A 23,567-nucleotide genomic window follows, 5' to 3' on the forward strand; every position below is an offset into this window, starting at 1 on the left:
TGCGGCAACCCAGCAACCGGAACATCACGAGAGGTGTCGATCCACTCCCCCAACACCAAACCCCGCTCGGCATCCGAGAGCACCTCCACACCACCAACCCGCACACCCGGATCACCAGCCACGGCCTCCAACACCCGCACCAACCGCCCCGCCAACGCCTCCGCCGACTCGCGGTCGACGAGGTCGGACTGGAAGTCCAATCGGAAGCGGAGTTCCTCACCGGGGTGGGCGACGAGGCCGTAGGTGTAGTGGATCGCCGAGCGGCTCTGAGCGGAGGCCAGGCGCAGGCCGCCCACGTCGGCCGAGGAGTCGAGGCCCGCGCTGTCGAGGGGGTAGTTCTCGAACACCATGGAGGTGTCGAAGAGTTCGCCCTTGCCGATGGCCCGCTGGAGGTCGGCCAGGCCGAGGTACTGGTACTCCAGGAGGGCGGACTGTTCGCGCTGTAGGCGCCGGAGGAGGTCGCCGAGGGACTCGGCGGGGTCCAGGCGCAGCCGCAGGGGCAGGGTGTTGATGAAGAGGCCCACCATGTCCTCGACGCCGGCGAGGTCGCCTGGGCGGCCGGAGACGGTGACGCCGAAGGCGATGTCGGTGCGGCCGAGGAGGTGGGACAGGGCAAGGCCCCAGGCGCCCTGGACGACAGTGTTCAGAGTGACGCCGAGGGTGCGGGCGCGGTCGGCCAGGACGCGGGTGGCCTCGGCGGGCAGGCTGAACTCGACCTTGTCCGGGACGACCGGGGTGCGGCCGGGGGCCGCAGGGGCGATCCTGGACGGTTCGTCGAAGTCCTCGAAGGCATGGGTCCAGGCGTCCAGCGCGGCGCTGCGGTCCCGCCCTGCCAGCCAGGCGAGGTACTCGCGGTAGGGGCGCGGGCGGGGCAGGGCGTCGGCGTCGCCTCGGGAGACGTACAGAGCGAGGAGTTCGCGCAGGAGGACCGGCAGTGACCAGCCGTCGAGGACGGCGTGGTGGACGGCGAGCGCGAGCCGGTGCCGTTCGGGGGCGAGGCGTATCAGGGTGAACCGCAGCAGCGGCGGCCGGCCGATGTCGAAGCGGTGGGCGCGGTCCTCGGTGATGATCCGCTCCGCCTCGGCCTCGCGGTCGGCCTCGGGCAGGCCGGCGAGGTCGGTCTCGGTCCAGCTCGGTGGGGCGTCGCCGAGGACGACCTGGACCCACTCGCCGGTCTTGCGCTGGCGGAAGCCCGCGCGGAGGTTGGTGTGGCGCCGGACGAGGGCCTGCGCCGCGGTGTGCAGCGCGGCGGAGTCCAGGGTTCCTTCGACGTCGAAGACGAGCTGGACGGTGTAGATGTCGGCGCCGCTGTCGTCGTAGACGCTGTGGAAGATGAGACCTTCCTGCAGCGGCGAAAGGGGCAGGATGTCCTCGATGGAACGGGACTTACGGCTCACGGCTTTCCTCACTCGTCTTCCTGGTCTGCGAAGAAGTCGTCTTCGAATGCGTCGATCTCGTCCTGGCTGACGGTCACCAGGGACACGTCCGACGGGGTGAGACCCCCCGCGTCGGGATGCCGGGCGTGCTCGGCGAGGCCCCGCAGGGCGGCCAACCAGCCCTCGGCCACCTGGCGTACCTCGGTCTCGGACAGCAGCCGCCGGGCCCAGGTCCAGGTGGCGACGAGTTCTGGCCCGTCGGTGCCGTCCTGGGTGAGGGCGTTGAGTTCCAGCACATGGGTCAGGGGTGTGCCGGGGTCGTCGCCGGGGACGAGTGCGCCGACGCCGGGTACGGCGGTGAAGTCGGCGGCCTCCAGGGCCGTGACACGGCCCAGGTAGTTGAATCCCACCTGCGGTCGCGCGAGTTCGGCGAGCACGGTCTTCGTCTTGGGGTTGAGGTGGCGCAGCAGGCCGTAGGCGACTCCGTTGTCGGGGACGGCGCGCAGCTGCTCCTTGACGGTCTTCAGGACGCGGCCCGCGGTGGGGCCGCCGGCGAAGGCGTCCTCGTGGGCCGTGCGGTCCAGCGGGCCCGGGTCCAGGCGCACGGGGTAGAGGCTGGTGAACCAGCCGACGGTGCGGGACAGGTCGGCGCCGGGGACGAGGTGTTCCTCGCGGCCGTGTCCCTCGACGTCCACGAGGAGGCCGGGGCCGCCGGGGCCGGGCCGGTCGGCGAGAACCAGGGCGAGGGCGGTGAGGAGTCCGTCGGTGACACCGGTGCCGAAGACGGAGCCCACGGTGGTGAGCACGGTCTCGGTGACGTCCGCGGGCAGCGTGAGCGTGAGAGAACCGGACGTGGCGTGGGTGTCGCGTGCCGGGTCCAGGGTGTCCGTGCCGAGCGGCGGCTCGCTGCCGCGCAGGGTGTCGGCCCAGTGGGCGAGTCCGTCGGTGCGTGCCGGGTCCGTCGCGGCGGTGTGCAGGGCGGTGGCCCAGTGCCGGAAGGACGTGCCGACGGGGGCGAGTTCAGGGGTGCCGCCGGTGGCGGCCGCCTGCCAGGCCTCGGCCAGGTCGGAGACGATGATGCGCCATGAGACCCCGTCGACGACCAGGTGGTCGGCGAGGAGCAGGAGCCTGCCGGGCGTGTGCGGGCCGCGGTCCAGCCAGACGGCCTGGAGCATGACGCCGTCGGCGGGCGCGAGCCGGTCGAGGCCTGCCTGTGCGTGCTCGGTGAGCAGCCCGTGCAGGGTGCCGGGGTCGGCGTCCGCGGCGTCGACGCGGGTCAGGAGGTGCGCCGCGTCGAGGGTGCCCGGCTGCGGGATGTCCGCGTGCGGCAGACCGGAGTCGTCGGTGGCGCAGCGCATGCGCAGGGCGTCGTGCCGGTCCAGTACGGCTTGCAGGGCGCCGCGCAGATCGTCGTGGGCCATGCCCGCGGGGACCTGGATCACGACGGACTGGTTGAACCGGTCGAGGCGGCCGCCGCGTTCGGCGAGCCAGTGCATGATCGGGGTCAGCGGGACGGGCCCGGTGGCGGGTACCTGCGGGGTGTCGTCGACCGCGGCGGGTGTGCGGCCGGTGATCGCCTCGGCGAGCGCAGCGACCGTGCGGTGGTCGAACACGTCGCGCGGGGTGAGTGTGAGCCCGGCCTTGCGGGCCCGGCTGACGAGCTGGATGGAGACGATGCTGTCGCCGCCGAGGTCGAAGAAGCTGTCATCGACGCCGATCCCGGGCACGCCCAGGACCTCGGCGAAGAGCGCGCACAGCGTCTCCTCCACCGGCCCCGTGGCGGCCCGTCCGGCCAAGCGGGGGGTGTAGTCGGGGGCCGGGAGCGCCTTGCGGTCCAGCTTTCCGTTGGTGGTCAGGGGCAGTTCGGGCAGCGGCACCAGGGCGGTGGGCACCATGTAGTCGGGCAGCCGGGCGGCGAGGTGGGCGCGGACCTCGGTGAGGTCGACAGGCGCGTCCGCTAGGACGACGTAGCCGGTCAGGCGCTTGTCGCCGGGCTGGTCCTCGCGGACGACGACCGCACTCGCCCGGATGCCCGGGTGGGCGGCGAGGGCGGCCTCGATCTCGGCGAGTTCGATACGGAAGCCGCGCACCTTGACCTGGTCGTCGGCGCGGCCGACGAACTCCAGCTGTCCGCCGGTGTTCCAGCGCACCAGGTCTCCGGTGCGGTACATGCGCTTACCGGGCGCGCCGAACGGGCAGGCCACGAAGCGTTCCGCGGTGAGGTCCGGGCGCGCCCAGTAGCCGCGGGCGAGGCCGCTGCCAGCCACGTACAGCTCGCCGGGGACGCCGTCGGGCACGGGATGCAGGGCGGTGTCGAGGACGTACATGCGCATGTTGTCCAGCGGGCGTCCGATGGGGACGACGCTGGGCAGCCGCTGGGCGTCGGCCGCGCCGACCGGGTTGCGGGTGGCGAACACGGTGGTCTCGGTGGGGCCGTAGCCGTTGACCACCTCGATGTGCGGGCAGCGTTCCAGGACGCGGCGCACGGCGGCGGGTGGGACGACGTCGCCGCCGGTCCACACCTGGCGCACGCCCCTCAAGCAGTCGGGCTGCTCCTCGGCGAGGACCGCGAACAGGCCGGCGGTCAGCCACAGTCCGGTGATCCCGTGTCCGGTGATGAGCGCGCCGATGGCCTCGACGCCGAGGTCGCCGGCGGGCGCGACGACGACGCTGCCGCCGCACAGCAGGGCGACCCAGAGTTCCAGGGTGAGTGCGTCCCAGGCGTGCGGGGAGTGCAGCAGGACGCGTTCGGCGCAGTCGGACGTCCACCACTGGTCCTGGGCGAGGTCGGCGATGTTCCGATGGGTCGCGGCGACGCCCTTGGGCAGGCCGGTGGAGCCGGAGGTGAACATCACGCAGGCCAGGTCGTCGGGTGTGGGGACGAATACAGGTGCGGAGGTGTCCTCCTGGGCGAGGGCGTCGGCAGTGGCCGGGTCGTCGACGACGAGGACGTCCAGCGGGCCGGCGACGGTCTCGGCCCGCTCCCGCTGGGCCCGGTCGGTGATGATCAGCGGGGTGCCGGTCTCGCCGATGATCCAGCGCAGCCGCTCGTCCGGGTAGGTGGCGCTGAGCGGCACGTAGACGCCGCCGGCCTTGAGGACGGCGAGGACGGCGACGACCAGGTCGACGGAGCGTTCCGTCAGCAGGGCGACCCGGGTCTCGCGTCGCACGCCGGCCCGGCGCAGCCGGTGTGCCAACTGGTGGGCACGGGCGGAGAGTTCGGCGTAGGTCAGCTCGGTGCCGTCGCCGACGACGGCCGTCTTGTCCGGCGTGGCCGCGGTGTTGGCCTCGAAGAGCCCGAGCAGCGTGGCCGCCGGGGTGGGCCGGGCGGTGTCGTTGCGGCCGTCGACCAGCAGCCGGCGTTCCTCGGCGCCGAGGACGTCGACCCGGCGGACGGGGGCGTCGGGGCTGGCGAGGACCGCTTCCAGGACGCGCACCAGCCGGTCGGCGAGGGTGCGGGCCGTGGTCCGGTCGTACAGGTCGGCGGCGTATTCGAGGCGGCCGGTAAGTCCGGGTCCGTCCGTGTGGGCGCGGACGAAGCCAAAGGACAGGTCGAACTTGGCGACGCCGGTGTCGAGCCGGTACGGGGCGACGTCGAGTCCGGGCAGGTCGGCGACCTGGGCGAGGGCCTCCTGTTCGGCGGTGTCGTCGAGGGTGAGGACGGTCTGGAACAGCGGGTGCCGGGAGGTCGAGCGGGTGACGTCGAGCGCATCGACGAGCCGCTCGAAGGGCACGTCCTGGTGGGCGTACGCCGCCAGGTCGAACTCCTTGACCCGCCCGACCAGTTCATGGAAGGACGGCTCGCCGGACAGGTCGGTGCGCAGCACCAGCGTGTTCACGAAGAACCCGACCAGGTCCTCCACCGCGTCGTCGGCGCGGCCCGCGATCGGCGTACCGATCGGGATGTCGGTGCCCGCGCCCAGCCGCGACAGCAGCGTGGCCAGCGCGGCCTGGAGCACCATGAACGGGGTGGCGCGCAGTTCGCGCGCCAGCGCCGCCAGCCGCTCGTGCAGGGCCGCCGGCACCTCGAACTCCACGACGTCACCGGTGTACGACGCCGTGGCCGGACGGGGCCGGTCGGCGGGTAGGTCGAGTTCCTCGGGCAGTCCGACCAAGGCCTCCTGCCAGAAGGCGAGCTGGCGGGAGACGAGGCTGTCCGGGTCGTCCTCGGAGCCGAGCACGTCGTTCTGCCACAGCGTGAAGTCGGCGTACTGGACGGGCAGTTCGTCCCGGTCGGGGGCGTGACCGGCGCGGCAGGCCGTGTAGGCGGCAGCGAGGTCGCGGGCGAGGACGAGGGCGGACCGGCCGTCGCCGGCGATGTGGTGGAGCACTACCAGCAGGACGTGCTCGCGGTCGCGTGAGAACAGCACGGCGCGCAGCGGGAGCTCGGCACCGAGGTCGAAGGCGTACCGGGCGGCCGCGCGCAGTTCCGTCTCGAAGGTGACCGAGTGCAGCGCGGGGCGCGCCTGGTCGAGGACGACCTGGTACGGGCCCTGCTCGTCCTCAGCGAAGACGGTGCGCAGTGTCTCGTGCCGGGCTGCCACGTCGGCCAGGGCCGCTTCCAGGGCCGCCCGGTCGAGGTCGCCGGTCAGGCGCAGGGTCAGCGGAATGTTGTACGTGGCGGACGGACCCTCGAAGCGGTGTAGGAACCAGAGCCTGCGCTGGGCGAACGACAGCGGCAGCCGCTCGGGGCGTTCGGCCCGGGCGACCGGGCGGAGGGTGCCGCTCGCGGTCGGGTCCAGGACCGGTGCCAGGCCGGCGACGCTGGGCGCCTCGAACAGGTTCCGCACCGACAGCTCCGCGCCGAGCGTGGCGCGAACGCGGTTGACCAGGCGGGTGGCCAGCAGCGAGTGACCGCCCAGATCGAAGAAGCCGTCGTCGGTACCGACCCGCTCCACACCGAGCACCTCGGCGAACAGACCACAGAGGATCTCCTCGCGCGGCGAGCGCGGAGCGCGGTACCCGGCCGCGTCCGGCGTGCCGTACTCGGGCGCGGGCAGCGCCTTGCGGTCCAGCTTGCCGTTGACCGTCAGCGGCAGCGCGGCGAGGGGCACGACTGCCGACGGCACCATGTACTCGGGCAGTTCGGCCGTGAGTCGGGCCCGTACGGAGGCGGTGTCGAGAGTGTCGCCGTCGGGTACGGCGTAGGCGACGAGGCGCTTGTCGCCGGGCCGGTCCTCGCGGACGACGACGGCGGCCTGGGCGATCCGCGGGTGGGCCAGGACGACGCTCTCGATCTCGCCGAGCTCGATGCGGAAGCCGCGGATCTTGACCTGGTCGTCGGCGCGGCCCAGGTACTCCAGCTCGCCGTCCGCGGTCCACCGCGACAGGTCGCCGGTGCGGTACATACGCTCGCCCGGCGCCCCGAACGGGCAGGCCACGAACCGCTCCGCGGTCAGCCCGGGACGGTTCAGGTAGCCGCGTGCCAGACCGGCACCGGCGACGTACATCTCGCCGGTGACGCCGGCCGGGGCCGGGCGCAGGGCGTCGTCGAGGACGTACACCCGCAGGTCGCGGATGCCCCCGCCGATCAGGCTGCGGTGCTGGGCCGTCCAGGCGGTGGAGTCGAGGGCGCGCACGCTGACGTGGACGGTCGTCTCGGTGATGCCGTACATGTTGACCAGCACCGGGTCCGTGTCGCCGTGTCGGCGGCCCCAGCTCTCCAGCCGGCCGAGGTCGAGCGCCTCGCCGCCGAAAACCACCCAGCGCAGCGCGAGCCGGTCGCCGAGGCCGGGGTGGTCCCGGTCGGCCTGCATCAGCTGGTAGAAGGCTGAGGGGGTCTGGTTGAGCACGGTGACCCGCTCGCGCACGAGCAGCCGCAGGAACTCCACCGGGTTGCGGCTGACCTCGAACGGCACGACGACGAGCCGGGCGCCGTGCAGCAGCGGACCCCACAGCTCCCACACCGAGAAGTCGAACGCGGCGGAGTGGAACAGGGTCCACACGTCGTCCGGGCCGAAGCCGTAGGTGTCCTCGGTCGCGGTGAACAACCGCACCACGTTCGCGTGCGGGACCACGACGCCCTTGGGGCGGCCGGTGGAGCCGGAGGTGTAGATGACGTACGCGGGGTGCGCCGGGCCAGCCGGGAGGCGGTCGCCCGCGCCGGCGGCGGGCTGCCCGGTGGCGGCCGTGGCGAGCCACTCCTCGTCGACGACCAGGACGGGGGCGGTGTCCTGGAGGATGTAGGCGATGCGCTCCTGCGGGTAGCCGGGGTCGACCGGGACGTACGCCGCCCCGGACTTCACGACCGCCAGCAGGGCCACGACGAGGTCGAGGCCGCGCGGCAGGGACACCGCGACGAACCGCTCCGGGCCCGCGCCGTGCGCCACGAGGTGGTCCGCCAGCCGGTCGGCCCGCTCGTTCAGCTCGCGGTAGGTCAGCGACCGCTCGTCGCAGGTGACGGCGACCGCCTCGGGGGCGAGGGCGACGCGCTCCTCGAAGAGCTCGGCGAGCGACCGGGCCGGAGCGGGCGTGCCGCCGGTGCCGGCCGCGGCCAGCAGCCGGGCGCGCTCGGCGGCGTCGGTGACGTCGATGCGGGTGACCGGCCGCTCGGGGTCGGCCAGCACGGCCTCCAGGACGCGCACCAGGCGCCGGGTGAGGATCGCGGCACTGTCGTGCGTGTACAGGTCGGCGCTGTAGGCGAGGCTGCCGGAGAGTCCCGCGGGGGTGCCGTCGGCGGTACGCCGCTCCTCGAAGACGAGGGACAGGTCGAACTTCGCCGCCGTGGTATCCACCGGCTCGGGCCGGACGGCGAGGCCGGGCAGGCCGCGCAGCGCGCCGAGCGCCTGCTCGGTGGTGTCGTTCCAGGTCAGCGAGGTCTGGAAGAGGGGGTGGCGGGCCATGGAGCGGGCCGGGTTGAGGGCGTCGACGAGCCGTTCGAAGGGCACGTCCTGGTGGGCGTAGGCCGCCAGGTCGAACTCCTTGACGCGGCCCACCAGTTCACGGAAGGACGGCTCGCCGGACAGGTCGGCGCGCAGCACCAGCGTGTTCACGAAGAACCCGACCAGGCCTTCCAGGGCGTCGTCGGCGCGCCCGGCGACCGGGGTGCCGATCGGGATGTCGGTCCCGGCGCCCAGCCGCGACAGCAGGGTCGCTAGGGCGGCTCGCACCACCATGAACGGGGTGGCGCGCAGCTCGCGCGCCAGCGCGGTCAGCCGCTTGTGCAGGGCGCCGGGCACCTCGAACTCCACCACGCCGCCGGTGTACGAGGACACGGCGGGCCGGCGGCGGTCGGTGGGCAGCTCCAGCTCCTCGGGCAGACCGGCCAACGCGTCCTTCCAGAACGTCAGCTGGCGCGCGAGCAGGCTGTCCGCGTCGGCCGCGGAGCCGAGCGTACGGCGCTGCCATAGGGCGTAGTCCGCGTAGTGCAGCGGCAGTTCGTCCCAGCTCGGGGCGTGCCCGGCACGGCGGGCCGCGTAGGCGGCGGCCAGGTCCCGCGCGAGCGGTCCCACCGACCAGCCGTCACCGGCGATGTGGTGCAGGACGAGCAGCAGCACATGCTCCCGCGTGCCGAGCTCGAACAGCCGCACCCGAAGGGGGAGTTCGGCTGCCAGATCGAAGGCGTGGCGGGTCTCTTCGGCCAGCCTCTCACCAAGTACGGCGTCGTCGGCGGCCTCGGCCCGAAGGCGGGGTGCGGCCTCGCGGGCGTCGAGCACCCGCTGGTAGGGGCCGTCGGCGTCCTCGACGACGACAGTGCGCAGCGGCTCGTGCCGGGCCACCACATCGGCCAGCGCGGCTTCCAGCGCGGCGCGGTCCAGGTCGCCGGTCAGCCGCAGCGCGGCCGGGATGTTGTAGGTTGCGGACGCCACGTCGAACTGGCTGAGGAACCACAGGCGTTCCTGCGCGAAGGACAGCGGCACCCTTTCGGGGCGCTCGTCCGCCCGCGCGGCGGCGCGGGAGGGGCCGGTGCCCTGCCAGGCGGCGAGTCCGGCGACGGTGGGCGTCTCGAACAGGCGGCGTACCGGCAGCTCCTCGCCGAGGGTGGCACGGATGCGGTTGGCCAGTCGGGTGGCCAGCAGGGAGTGGCCGCCCAGGTCGAAGAAGCCGTCGTCGATACCAACCCGCTCCACGCCGAGCACCTCGGCGAACAGGCCGCACAGGATCTCCTCGCGCGGGGAACGCGGGCCGCGGTATCCGGCCGTGGACATCGCCGCGTATGCGGGGGCGGGCAGGGCCTTGCGGTCCAGCTTGCCGTTCGGGGTGATGGGCAGGTTGTCGAGGGCGACGAACGCCGAGGGCACCATGTGGGCCGCCAGCCGTTCGGCGGCGTGCCGGCGCAGGCGCACCGGGTCGGCGTCCGCGCCGGGTGCGGGCACCACGTAGGCGACCAGGCGCTTGTCACCGGGCTGGTCCTCCCGTACGACCACCGCCGCGCGGGCCACGGCGGGGTGGTCCGCCACGACGGCGGTCACCTCACTCGGCTCGATCCGGAAGCCACGGATCTTGACCTGGTCGTCGGCGCGGCCCAAATACTCCAGCTCACCGTCCGCGGTCCAGCGGGCCAGGTCACCCGTGCGGTACATACGCTCACCGGGTGCGCCGTAGGGGCAGGCGACGAAGCGCTCCGCGGTCAGCTCCGGGCGGTTCAGGTACCCGCGGGCCAGACCCGCGCCCGCGATGTACAGCTCGCCCGGCGTACCGACGGGAACCGGCCGCAGAGCCGGGTCCAGGACATACAGGCGGGTGTTGACGATCGGGGCGCCGATCGGCGGCACGATCGCACCGGCCAGCGGGGTGCTCATGCTGGCGCACACCGTCGACTCCGTCGGCCCGTACGCGTTGATCATCCGCCGGTCACGGGACCAGCGCGCCACCAGATCCGGCGGGCAGGCCTCACCCGCCACGACCAGGGTTGTCACCGTGGGCAGCGCGTCGTCCGGGAGCACCGCCAGCCCGGACGGCGGCAGGGTGATGTGGGTGATCCCCTCCGCACGCACCAGTTCGGTCAGCGCCGGGCCCGGCAGCAGCCGCTCCGCAGGCGCCAACACCAGCGTGGCACCCGCGAGCAGCGCCATGCACAGCTCCGAGACGGCCGCGTCGAAGCTCGGCGAGGCGAACGACAGCACCCGGCTGTCGGCGGTGACGGCGAAGCGCTCGATCTGCCCGGCGGCCAGGCTCGCGGTGCCGTGGTGGGAGACCGCGACGCCCTTCGGACGGCCGGTCGAACCCGAGGTGTGGATGACGTAGGCGAGCGACGTCACAGCGACCGACGGGAGATCGTCCGCGGCGTGGCCCGCGATGTCCGCCGCGGCCAGCCACGCCTGGTCGACGACGAGTACGGGCGCGACGTCGTCGAGGATGTGCGCGATGCGCTCGGCCGGATACTCCGGATCGACCGGGACGTACACCGCCCCCGCCTTCATCACCGCCAGCAGCGTCACCACCAGATCGGCCGAGCGTGGCAGCGACACCGCCACACACCGCTCCGGACCCGCACCCCGCTCGACCAGCAGCCGCGCCAGCCGGTTCGCCCGCGCGTTCAGCTCCGCATAGCTCAGCCGGACACGCTCGAACACCACCGCCGTCGCATCCGGGGTACGCGCCACCTGTGCCTGGAACAGCCCGGGAAGGCTGTCGCGACGCACCGGACGCTCAGTGGCGTTGAAGTCGTCCAGCAGCATCCGACGCTCATCGGCGCCGAGCGCGTCGACGCGTCCGACGGGCAGCTCCGGTGCCTCGGCCATGGCCGTCAGGACGCGCAGCAGGCGGTCCATGACAGTGTGTGCCGCCTGCTCGGTGACCGGGCCGGGCTGGTGGTCGAGGCGGAAGTGCAGTTCGTCTCCGGGAGTGGCGACGAGGCCGTAGGTGTAGTGCACGGCGTCACGGGTGCGGGCCCTGGTGAGCTTGAGGCCGGTGCCGGCCGCGACCGTGTTCAGGGTCTCGGCGTCCAGGGGGTAGTTCTCAAACACGAGGGAGGTGTCGAAGAGTTCGCCGAGGCCGATGGCGCGCTGGATGTCGGCGAGCCCGAGGTGCTGGTGCTCCAGCAGCCGCGCCTGCTCGCGCTGGGCACGCGCCAGAAGCTCGCCGAGGGGCTCGGCTGGGTCGATGCGCAGCCGTGCCGGAACGGTGTTGATGAACAGACCGATGGTGTCCCACGCGCCGTCCGCCTCGGCCCTGCGGCCGGAGACGGTGACGCCGAACGTCACGTCGTCGCGGGCGAGCTGGCGGGCGAGGACCAGTCCCCAGGCCGCCTGGACGGCCGAGTTGAGCGTCACGCCCAGGGCCCGCGTCCGCTCGGTGAGCCGTGCGGTGACCTGGGCGGGCAGGACCGCCTCCACGGTGCCCGGGAGCAGCAGGGTGCGGCCGGGGTCGGGGGCGGCGACGAGCGTCGGCTCCTCGAATCCGGCGAAGGCCTCGCGCCAGGCGGCCTCGGCGGCGGCTCGGTCCTGGCCGGCCAGCCACGCGAGATGGTCCCGGTAGGGCCTGACCGGCGGCAGCGGGCGCTCGCCCCGGTACAGCTCCAGCAGTTCGCGGACGACGACGGGCAGCGACCAGCCGTCCCACAGCACGTGGTGCGAGGTGATCGCCAGCCGGTGGCGCCTGTCGCTCAGCCGCAGCAGGGTGAACCGGACGAGCGGGGGCCGGGTGGGGTCGAAGCGGCGGGTCCGGTCGGCGTCCAGCAGCCGCCGGTCCTGCCGCTCCCGCTCGGCCTCGGTCAGCGCGCCGAGGTCGGCCTCCTGCCAGGGCAGCGGGACATCGCGCAGCACGGCCTGCACGGGGGCGCTCAGGTTCTGGTGCAGGAAGGCAGCCCGCAGGTTGGGGTGGCGCCTCAGCAGCGCGGCCGCGGCGGCGCGCAGCCGGTGGGTGTCCGGCTCGCCCTCGATGTCGACGGCGAGCTGCACGGTGTAGACGTCGCCGGACTCCTCGTCGAAGGAGTGGTGGAAGAGCAGCCCCTCCTGCAGGGGGGACAGCGGCAGGACGTCCTCCAGGCCGCCGGCGAATCGCCGCTCCAGTTCCTCGATCTCGCGCTGGCCGAGCCGTGCGGGGGCGATGTCGGAGGGCGTCAGACCGCCCGCGTCCGGCCGGTTTACCAGGGCGGCGAGGCCGCGCAGGGCCTCGAACCACTCCTCGGCCAGCAGGCGCACGCGGTCCTCGTCGAACAGGCGGCTCGCCCAGGTCCAGGTAGCGACGAGTTCGGGCCCGTCGAGGCCATCCTCGGCCAGCGCGTTGAGTTCCACAGCATGGGCGAGGGGCAGGCCGGCGTCGGCGGAGCCGCCGATGCCGTTGCTGCCGGGCACGACACCGAAGTCCGACGCGTCGCCCGTGGAGGCGCGGCCCAGGTAGTTGAAGCCGAGCGCGGGCGAGGGCAGCGCGGCAAGTTCGGCGCGAGTCTGTGCGTCGAGGTGGCGCAGGACGCCGTAGCCGAGGCCGTGGTCGGGCACCGCGCGCAGCAGTTCCTTGGTGCGCTTCAGCAGCCGGTCGGCCTGGGGGCCGCCCGATCGCAGTCCGGCGCGCGCCTCGGCGTCCAGCACGCGGGCGTCGAGCCGTACCGGGTACAGGCTGGTGAACCAGCCCACGGTGCGGGAGACATCGGCGTCGTCCGCGCCCATCGCGTCACGGCCGTGGCCCTCCAGGTCGACCAGCACGGTCGGGTCGTCGGTGCCGCGCCAGGCGGTGACGGCCGCCGCGAACGCGGCGAGCAGGACGTCGTCGGGCCGCACCCGGTAGCGGGCGGCCGCGGTGGCAAGAACGGCCCGGGTCACCTCGACGGGCAGCCTGAGTCGCAGCGAGGCGGCGGTGCCGTGCGTGTCGAGCACCGGATCGAGAGCGGGGACACCGTCGGCCACCGGATCTGGGGCCGGCATGTCCGTCGTGGCCGCGGATCCCGCCAGGACCTCCCGCCAGTAAGGCAGTTGGTCCCGGTACGTCCCGTCGGCGGCTGCCGCGTGGCGGAGTCGCGACCACGAGCGGTAGGACAGGCTCGGCGTGGCGAGCGCGGGGGCACGGCCCGTGCCGGCCGCCTGCCAGGCCTCGGCGAGGTCGGGCAGCAGGACGCGCCAGGACACGCCGTCGACCACCAGGTGGTGGGCGACCAGGACCAGTCGGCCGGACGCGGCCGGGCCCCGGTCGAACCACACGGCCTGGAGCATCACGCCTTCGCGGGGCGCGAGCCGGGACCGGGCGGCCGCGGCGTGCTCGGTCATGAGTTCGTCCAGCTCGGCGTCACCGGCCCCCTCCGCGCCGACCCGGCGCAGCAGGGCACCGGCCGCCACCGAACCGCGTTCACCGACCGTGAGCGACCAGGGCTCGCCGTCGGCCAGGCGCATTCGCAGGGCGTCGTGGTGGTCGAGGACGGCCTGCAGGGCCGTCAGCAGGTCCCGGCGGCCGAGTGCGGCGGGCACCCGCACGGCGAGGGACTGGGCGAATCCGTCGACGGGACCGCCGCGTTCGGCGAGCCAGTGGGCCATGGGCGGCAGTGGCAGCGCGCCTACCGCGACATCCGGTTCCCCGGTGGCGCCGGATCCGGCCCGCGCCGCGACGGCGGCGAGTCCTTCGACGGTGCGCTGCTCGAACACGTCGCGCGCGGTGAGGACGAGCCCCTGCTGCCGGGCGCGGCCAACCAGCTGGATCGACATGATGCTGTCGCCGCCGAGGTCGAAGAACCCGTCGTCGACGCCCACCGCGGGCAGACCGAGCACCTGCGCGAACAGGGCGCACAGGGCGCGCTCGGTCTCGGTGCGCGGCTCCCTGCCGCCGCCGGAGGCCGGCAGCTGCGGGGCGGGCAGTGCCCTGCGGTCCAGCTTGCCGTTGGGCGTCAGCGGCAGTTCGTCGAGGGTGACGAAGGCGGACGGCACCATGTAGTCGGGCAGCGTCGCGGCCAGGTGGTCGCGCAGCGCGCCGTGCTCGACCGTGCCGTGCGCGGTCAGGACGTAGGCGACCAGGCGGCGGTCGCCGGGGCGGTCCTCGCGCACCACCGTCTGGGCCCAGGCCACGCCCGGGTGGCCGGCCAGCGCGGCGTCGATCTCGCCGAGTTCGACTCGCAGGCCGCGGATCTTCACCTGGTGGTCGGTGCGTCCGAGGTACTCCAGCGCGCCGTCGGCTCGCCACCGGGCGACGTCACCGGTGCGGTACATGCGCGTGCCAGCGGGCCCGTGCGGGTCGGCGACGAAACGCTCGGCGGTAAGGTCGGGGCGGCCGAGGTAGCCGCGGGCCAGGCCCGTGCCCGAGATGTACAGCTCGCCGGGGGTACCGACCGGTACCGGCCGCAGCCCGCTGTCCAGCACCCGCATCCGGATGTTCCAGATGGGCCGGCCGATGGGCACCGAGGTGCCGGTGTCGTCCGGGGCGCAGTCCCAGGTGGTGACGTCGACGGCGGCCTCGGTGGGGCCGTACAGGTTGTGCAGTCCGGCCGGCAGGAGCCGGTGGAACTGCTGCTGCAGGTCGCGCGGCAGGGCCTCGCCGCTGCACACGACGCGGCGCAGCGAGGTGCAGTGGGCCGCCGTGGGCTCCTGGAGGAAGGCCTGGAGCATGGACGGCACGAAGTGCACGGTGGTGACCTGCTGCGCCTGGATCAGCCCGGCGAGGTAGGCGGCGTCACGGTGCCCCTCGGGCCGGGCGACGACCAGGGCCGCGCCCACGGCGAGCGGCCAGAAGAACTCCCACACCGACACGTCGAAGCCGAACGCGGTCTTCTGCAGGACCCGGTCCGTGGCGTCGAGCCGGTACGCGTCCTGCATCCACAGCAGGCGGTTGGCGATGGCCGCGTGGCTGACGACGACGCCCTTGGGCCGACCGGTGGAGCCGGAGGTGTAGATGACGTAGGCGGGGTGGGCGAGGCCGAGCGGCGCGGTGCGGTCGGCGTCGGTGAGGTCGGCGCCGGACAGTCCGGCGGTGTCGGCCTCGTCGACGAGCAGGTGGGCGGCGGCGGACGCGGGCAGCCGGCCGGCCACGTCGCCTCGGGTCAGCACCAGTTCGGGGGCGGCGTCGGTGAGCAGCCGGGCGATGCGGCTCGCCGGGTAGTCGGTGTCGACGGGCAGGTAGGCGCCGCCCGCCTTCACCACCGCGTGGATGGCCACGACGAGGTCGAGGGAGCGGGGCAGGGCGATCGCCACCCGCCGCTCGGGGCCGACGCCGTGCCGCACCAGGAGCCGGGCGAGCCGGTTGGCGCGCTCGTTGAGCTCGGCGTACGTCAGCCGGGTGTCCTCGAAGACGACGGCGGTGGCGTCCGGGGTGCGGGCGGCCTGCGCCTCGAACGCGGCGGGCAGGGTGGCCGGCGCGATCTCGTGGGCGGTGTCGTTGAAGGTGTCGAGCGTCAGCCTCCGCTCGTCGGCGGTGAGCACATCCAGGCGTCCGGTGGGCCGGCTGGGCCGGTCGGCGAGCGCCTGAAGGACGCGCACCAGCCGGTCCGCGACGGCCTGCGCGGTGGCGCGGTCGACGAGGTCGGGCTGGTGGTCCAGGCGCAGCCGCAGGGTGTCGCCGGGGACCGCGATCAGGCCGAGCGGGTAGTGCACCGCGTCGTGTGCGCGGACCTCGCCGACCCGGAGGCCGGCCGTTGCGGTGAGCTCGGTGAAGGCGGCGGCCTCCAGCGGGAAGTTCTCGAACACCACGGAGGTGTCGAAGAGTTCGCCGAGCCCCGCCCACCGCTGGATGTCGGCGATCCCGGTGTGCTGGTGCTCCAGCAGCCGCTGCCGCTCGTCCTGCACGCGCCGCAGCAGGTCGCCGAGCGGCTCGGCGGGGTGCAGGCGCACGCGCAGCGGCACGGTGTTGATGTACAGCCCGACGCCGTCCTCGATGCCGTCGATCTCGGCGGGCCGTCCGGAGACGGTCACGCCGAAGGTGACGTCGTCGCGGCCCAGGGTGCGCGACAGCGTGAGCGCCCAGGCCGCCTCGACCACGGAGTTGAGGGTGACGCCCAGGGCACGGGCGCGGGCGGTGAGGGCCGCCGTGGCGGGCGCGGGCAGGGAGGTCTCCACGCGTTCCGGCCGGACCGGAACCCGGCCGGCGGGCGCGGCGGCGATCCGCGTCGGCTCCTCGACGTCGGCAAACGCCTCCCGCCAGGCCCGTTCGGCCGCGTCCCGGTCGCGGTGCGCGAGCCAGCGCAGATGGTCGCCGAAGGGTCGCGCCGCGGGCAGCGCGGAGGTGTTGCGGTACAGCTCCAGCAGCTCCCGCAGCAGCACGGGCAGCGACCAGCCGTCCAGTACGGCGTGGTGCACGGTCAGGGCCAGCACGGCGCGCTCGGTGCCGGTGCGGGCGAGCAGGAAGCGGACGAGCGGGGGCCGGTCGAGGTCGAAGCGGCGCTCGCGCTCGCCGGCCAGCTGCCCGTTCAGCGCCTCTTCGCCCGCGGCCTCGGTCTCCTGCCAGTTCAGCGGTACGTCGGCGTGGATCAGCTGCACGGGGCGGCTGAGACCCTCGGTGGGGAAGCCGGCGCGCAGCGCGTCGTGCCGGGCGAGCAGCGCGGCGGCGGCCGCCTTCAGGGCGGGCACGTCGAGCGCGCCGAGGAGTTCGACGGCGACCTGCACGGTGTAGACGTCGGGGGCGTCCTGGTCGAAGACGCTGTGGAAGACCAGGCCCTCCTGCAGCGGGGTCAGCGGCAGCACCTCGGCCGATGCGGGCAACTGCGCGCGAAGCGCGGCCAGTTCGGCCTCACCGAGGGGAATGCCGAGGGGGGTGTCGCCGGATACGTCGGCCACGGCGTCGTCCGCTTCCTGCGGTACGGCCTCGGCGAGCGCGGCGACCGTGCGGTGGGCGAAGACGTCCTTGACGGCGATGCGCAGTCCGGCCCGGCGGGCCCGCCCGACCAGGCGGACGGCGACGATGCTGTCGCCGCCGAGGGCGAAGAAGCTGTCGTCGACGCCGACGTCGGGCACGCCGAGGACGTCGGCGAACAGGGCGCACAGCGTCTTCTCCAGCGCGGTGCGGGGTGCCGTGTCCGAGACGGCGCCGGCGAAGTCGGGGGCGGGCAGGGCCGCCCGGTCCAGCTTGCCGTTAGGAGTCAGCGGCAGCGCGTCCAGCGTGACGAACGCCGACGGGACCATGTACTCCGGCAGGGTCCGCGCCAGGTGGGCGCGCAGCTCCTCGGGGGCGGCGGTGCCCACGGCGTATCCCACCAGGCGCTTGTCGCCGGGGCGGTCCTCGCGCACCACGACGGCCGCCCGGGACACCGCCTCGTGGCCGAGCAGGACGGCCTCGATCTCGCCGGGCTCGATGCGGTGGCCGCGCACCTTGACCTGGTGGTCGACGCGGCCGAGGTACTCCAGCTCGCCGTCGGCCGACCAGCGCACCAGGTCACCGGTGCGGTACATGCGGGTGCCGGGCGTGCCGTGGGGGTCGGCGACGAAGCGCTCGGCGGTGAGGGCGGCCCGGTCCAGGTAGCCGCGGGCCAGGCCCGCACCGGCGATGTACAGCTCGCCCGCCACTCCGGCGGGCGCCGGGCGCAGCGCCGCGTCCAGCACGTAGACGCGGGTGTTGCCGATGGGGCGGCCGATGGAGCCGCGTGCGGCGCTGTGGCCGGCGACCTCGCCGGCCGTGGACCAGACGGTGGTCTCGGTGGGGCCGTAGAGGTTGGTGACCGACCGGGCGGTGGCCAGCAGGCGGTCGGCGAGGTCGGCGGGGAGTGCCTCGCCGCCGACGAGGACGTTCAGCCCGGCGGGCGCCGTCGGGAACTCGTCGACGAGGGCGCGCCACAGGCTGGGCGTCGCCTGCATCACCGTCGCCCGGGAGGTGCCGATCAGTTCGGCCAGGGCGTGCGGGTCCCGGGTGGTGTCCTTGTCGGCGAGCACGACGCGTGCGCCTGCCAGCAGCGGCAGGTACAGCTCCAGGGCGGCGATGTCGAAGCCCACGGTCGTGACCGCGAGGAGCCGGTCATTGGCGGTCAGGGCGAACAGCCCGGCCATCGAGTCGAGGAAGTTGACCAGGGCGGCGTGCCCGACGACCACGCCCTTGGGGCGGCCGGTTGAACCGGAGGTGTAGATCACGTAGGCGGGGCTGTGCGGCGGGACCGGGGCCAGGTTGTCCGGTGCGCGGTCCTCGGTGCGGGCGGCCTCCAGCCAGCGCTCGTCCACTACGAGGACGGGCCGGGAGTCCTCGATCATGTACGTGATGCGGTCGGCGGGGAAGTCCGGGTCGAGCGGTACGTACGCCGCACCCGACTTGGCCACGGCGAGCAGCACGGTCACCAGGTCGGCGGAGCGCGGCAGCCGGACGGCGACCCTGCGTCCGGGGCCCGCCCCCTGCTCGACCAGCAGCCTGGCCACACGGTTGGCGCGGGCGTTGAGCTCGCCGTAGGTGAGTTCCCGTACGCCGCAGACCACGGCCGTGGTGTGAGGGGAGCGGGCCGCGACGGCCTCGAAGAGCTGCGCCAGCGCCTCTGCGGGAACGGTGCGGCCGGTCGCGTTCCACGTGTCGAGCAGTGTGGCGCGCTCGGCGTCGGCGAGGACCTCCGCGCGTCCTGCGGGCGTCGAGGGGCCGGTCGCGAACTGCTCCAGGACGCGGGCGAGCCGGGCGACGGTCCGCTCGGCCTCGGCAGCATCGATCAGGTCGGGCTGGTGGTCGATCCGGAGCCGGAGCCGCTCGCCGGGGTGGACGACGAGGCTCAGCGGGAAGTGGGCACCCTCATGGGCGCGGGCGTCCACGAGCCGCAGGCCGGCCTCGCCGGCCAGGGTGCCGAGGGCGGCCCGGTCCAGGGGATAGTTCTCGAACACCATGGAGGTGTCGAAGAGTTCGCCGAGCCCGGTCCACCGCTGGATGTCGGCGAGACCGACGTGCTGGTGCTCCAGCAGAGCCGCGCGCTCGTGCTGGATGCGTGCAGCGAGGGAGCCGAGGGGTTCGGCGGGGTCCAGCCGGACGCGCAGGGGCAGCGTGTTGATGAACAGGCCGGCCATGTCCTCCACGCCGCCGAGTTCGGCGGGGCGGCCGGCCACCGTGGTGCCGAACACCACGTCGGTGCGGCCCAGCAGCTGGGACAGGACCAGTGACCAGGCGGCCGTGGTCAGGGAGTTCAGGGTGACGCCGAGTTCGCGGGCGCGCCCGGCCAGGCGGGCGGTGAGCTCGGCGGGCAGGTCGTGCTCCACGCGCGCGGGAAGAACCGGGGTACGGCCGGGCACGGCCGGTGCCAGCCGGGCGGGCTCCTCGAATCCGTCGAACGCGGCGGTCCAGGCCTGCCGGGCGGCCTCGGTGTCCCGCGCCGCGAGCCACGCCAAGTAGTCGGCGTAGGGCCGCACTTCGGGCAGGGGCCGCTCGCCCGCGTAGGCGTGGAGCAGGTCACGGACGACGACGGGCAGCGACCAGCCGTCGACGACGGTGTGGTGGGCGGTCAGCGCCAGTACGTGGTGCTCGGCCGCCGTGCGGATGAGCAGGAAGCGGACGAGTGGCGGCCGGTCCAAGCCGAAGCGCGTGGCACGTTCCCGGGCGAGCAGCACGTCCACCGCCTGCTCACCGTCGGTGGTCTCCTCCCGCCATTCCAGGGGGACTTCGGCCGGTACGACCTGGACAGCGCGGCTCAGTCCCTCGTGCCGGAAACCGGCGCGCAGCGCGTCGTGCCGGTGCAGCAGGGTCGCCGCTGCGGCGCGCAGGGCGGCGGTGTCGAGGGGGCCGCCGAGTTCTAGGACGGCCTGGACGGTGTAGAGGTCGGGCTGGTCCTCGTCGAAGACGCTGTGGAAGAGCAGGCCTTCCTGCAGGGGCGCCAGCGGCAGGACACGGGCGCCGGACGGGGCGTCGACGAGGGCGAGTTCGTGCGGGGGCAGGGGGTCGGGGAGGGTGTACGTCCCGGTGTCCGCCACGGTGCGGGCAACCGCGGCCAGGGCTTCGACGGTGCGGTGCACGAAGACGTCACGGGCGGTGAGGGCAAGATTCGCGCGACGGGCACGCGAGACCAGCCGCAGGGCCAGGACGCTGTCGCCGCCGAGGTCGAAGAAGCTGTCGTCGACGCCGGCTTCGGGCACGCCGAGGACCTCGGCGAACAGGGCGCACAGCCGGGCCTCGGTGGCGGTGCGCGGGGCGCCGCCCCGTGCGGTGTAGGAGGGTGCGGGCAGGGCGGCCCGGTCCAGCTTGCCGTTGGGGTTGAGCGGCAGCGCCCGCAGCGTGACGAAGGCGGACGGCACCATGTAGTCCGGCAGGGCGTGGGCCACCCGGGCGCGCAGTTCGCCGGTGTCGGCGTCGCCGACGACGTAGGCCACCAGCCGCTTGTCGCCAGGTCGGTCCTCGCGCAGGACGACGGCGGCGTGCTCCACCGCGGGGTGGGCGGCGAGGGCCGCCTCGATCTCGGCCGGTTCGACGCGGAAGCCGCGCACCTTGACCTGCTGGTCGGCGCGTCCGAGGTATTCGAGCTGCCCGTCGGCGGTCCAGCGGGCCAGGTCGCCGGTGCGGTACATGCGCTCGCCCACGGTGGAGAAGGGGCAAGCCATGAACCGTTCGGCGGTCAGGCCGGGCCGGCCGAGGTAGCCGCGGGCCAGGCCCGCGCCCGCGACGTACAGCTCGCCGACGGTGCCGGCCGGGACCGGGCGCAGGGAGTCGTCCAGGACGAAGGCGCGGGTGTTGGCGATGGGGCGGCCGATCCGGACGGTGCCATCGGTGACATCGGCGTACAGGCTGTCACCGCTGGCCTCGGAGGATCCGTAGAGGTTCAGCAGGCGGGCGCCGGGCAGCGCGGCGCGGAACCGGTCGGCGTAGGCCGGGGGCAGGGCCTCGCCGCTGGTCACCCACAGCGTGCACGGCGCGAGCGCAGCGGTGTCGTCACCCTCCAGCAGCTCGGCGAGCAGGCTGGGTACGAGGGTGATGCGTCCGATGCCGTGCCGGGCGACGAGGTCGGTCATCGCGGCGGCGCTGCGGGCGGCCTCGGGGCCGCAGAGCATGACGGGCGCGCCGTGCACGAGCGGGCCGAGGAGTTCGGTGGTGCCGTCCACGAAGCTGAGGGAGCTCTTGGCGAGCACGGGCCGTCCGTCGAAGGGGAACTCCTCCCCGAACCACAGCAGCCGGTTGACGGCGCCCTCGTGGAGGCCGGCCACTCCCTTAGGAACGCCCGTGGATCCGGAGGTGTAGATGAGGTACGCCGGGTGGGCGGGGGTCAGCGGCCGGGGGCGGTCGGCGTCGGTGGGGTTGTGCGCGGGCCGGTCGGCGGTGTCGAGGCCGTCGAGGATCAGCGCGTCGCCGCCGTGCGGCGGCAGGCCGGCGGCGAGTTCCGCGGTGGTCAGGACGAGGCCGGGGCGGGCGTCGCCGAGCATGTGAGCGATGCGGTCGGCCGGGTAGTCCGGGTCGACGGCCAGGTAGGCGGCGCCGGACTTGAGGACGGCGAGCAGCGCGACGACCAGGTCCGCGGAGCGCGGCAGCACGAGTCCGACGTGCTGGTCGGGGCTCGTCCCCCGGGCGATGAGCAGGTGGGCGAGGCGGTTGGCCCGGGTGTTGAGTTCGGCGTAGGTGAGCGTGCCGCCGTCGTGGTGGAGGGCGGGCGCGTCGGGGGTGCGGGCGACCTGCGCCTCGAACAGCACGGGGAGGGTGGCGGCCGTGCGCTCGCGCGCGGTGGCGTTCCAGGCGCCGAGGAGCGTGTTGCGTTCGGTTTCGGTGAGCAGCTCCAGGCCGGCGACCGGTTGACCGGGGGCGGCCGCGGCGCGCCGCAGAAAGGCGATGAACCTGTCCTGGTGGCGGGCGAGTTCGTCCTCAGGGTAGAGCTCGCGGTTGCCGCAGAACTCCAGCTGCGTCTCCCCGGTGCCGGGTGTGCGGTAGACGTTGACGGTGAGGTCGGCGATGGGGCCGTTGGCGAGCTGGCGGCGCACGGCGGTGCAGGCACCGAAACGGGTCTCCTGCTCGAAGGCCATCACATTGATCTGCGGGCCGGTCAGGGCGCCGGCCTCGGCGGACAGGCCGAGCCGGGCGCGCAAGGTCTCGCCGCGGTGGCGCTGGTGCCGGATGGTCCGGCGGATCCGCTCCTCCGCCTGGTCCACGAGGTCGCCGAAGACGGTATCCGGGTGGACGGTGAGGCGGACGGGGACCTCGTTGGCGAGCATCGCGGGTGTGCCGAGTTCCGCGCGCGAACGCCGGGCGGCCATCGGCATGTTGACAATGACGTCGGAACGGCCGAGCAGGCGGTGCACATAGGCCGCGGTGGCGGCGACGACCGTCGCGGACAGGCGGCCGACACCGCCGTCGGCGAATCCGCCGAGGACCTCCGGCGACAGGGCTGTGACTAGGCGCAGGGTGCTCGGTGTGGCGGCGGCGACCCGCCCGGCGAGCGGGGTGCCCTCGTGGTGGTCGGCGAACTCGGCCAGCCAGTGGGCGGCGTCCGTGGCATGCCGGGGGGAGGCGAGGTAGGCGGCGTCCTCGGCGAGCAGGTCGGCGAGGGGTGCGGCGGTTGACCGGGACGGGGCCATGCCCTGTTCGAACGCGGTGTACAGCTCCGCGAGCCGCCGGATGTAGAGGTGCTGGCCGAAGCCGTCCAGGATGATGTGGTGGTAGCGGAAGTACAGGACGCTGCGCTGCTCCCCGGTGGTGAACAACGCGTGCGTGTAGGGCGCTTCATGGCTGAGGTCGGTGGCCCGGGCGAGGTCGGCGGCGGTCCATGCCTCGATCTCGGCCTGCGGGTCGGTCCGGTCCGTGAGGTCGACGACGTGCAGTTCGGGCTCGCCGGCCGGCTCGATGGTCAGCCGGGGGCCGTCCGCCGTGTCGTGGAACCGGGTGCGCAGCGTCTCGGTCTCGGCCACGGCCTGGGTGACGGCCCGGCGCAGGACGTGCTCGTCGAGCCGTCCGGTGAGCGTGTAGGTGACACCGCAGTTGTATAAGGGGTTGTCGGGTGCCATGCGCTGGGCCACCCAGATGCCAGTCTGCGCGGCGGACACGGTGTGGAACGTGTTGCTGACGTCGGACACGGGCTTCCCATCCCCCAGGGCGCTGCGGTGTGCGTGGACGGCGGTGTGCGTGAAAAAGGTGTGGTGCGGCGCGGCAGGCCGCTCAGGCGGCTTCGCTGCGGGCACGCTCCTCGCCGACGGCGGCGAGGAGGGCGTCCACCGTGGGGTTGTCCCACATCATGGTCGGGTCGACGGCGAAGCCGAGGTGGTCCTCGATCTCGGCGGCCACGGACAGGGCGTACACGGAGTCCAGGCCGTAGTCGCTGAGCGGTACGTCGGACCGGATGTCGGCGGCCTGCATCTTCAGGTGCTCGGCGACGCGCTCCACCAGCCAGCCGCGCAGGTCGTCGTTGTCGGCGGCGGTGGCGCTCGGGACGGTGCTCTCGGACATGGGGATCTCCCGTCGGGATGTCGGTAG

3 protein-coding genes are annotated in these 23,567 nt (G+C 73.9%); all 3 read right to left on the reverse strand.

Translation table 11 applies throughout. From position 1 onward, the window contains the following. Positions 1-1,397 (reverse strand): condensation domain-containing protein (locus AB0L56_RS18890; protein WP_365424660.1); only part of this gene is annotated, 1,397 nt, incomplete at its 3' end. Positions 1,398-1,405: 8 nt separating this feature from the next. Further along, positions 1,406-23,170, reverse strand: coding sequence for a non-ribosomal peptide synthase/polyketide synthase (locus tag AB0L56_RS18895; RefSeq protein WP_365424662.1), 21,765 nt, complete (start codon positions 23,168-23,170; stop codon positions 1,406-1,408). A gap of 82 nt (positions 23,171-23,252) precedes the next feature. After that, positions 23,253-23,540 (reverse strand): acyl carrier protein, encoded by a 288-nt coding sequence (locus AB0L56_RS18900; RefSeq protein ID WP_365424664.1) that lies wholly within the window; start codon positions 23,538-23,540, stop codon positions 23,253-23,255. Between the last annotated feature and the right edge of the window lie 27 nt (positions 23,541-23,567).

It is taken from the genome of Streptomyces sp. NPDC052079 (assembly GCF_040680275.1).
Taxonomy (GTDB): domain Bacteria; phylum Actinomycetota; class Actinomycetes; order Streptomycetales; family Streptomycetaceae; genus Streptomyces.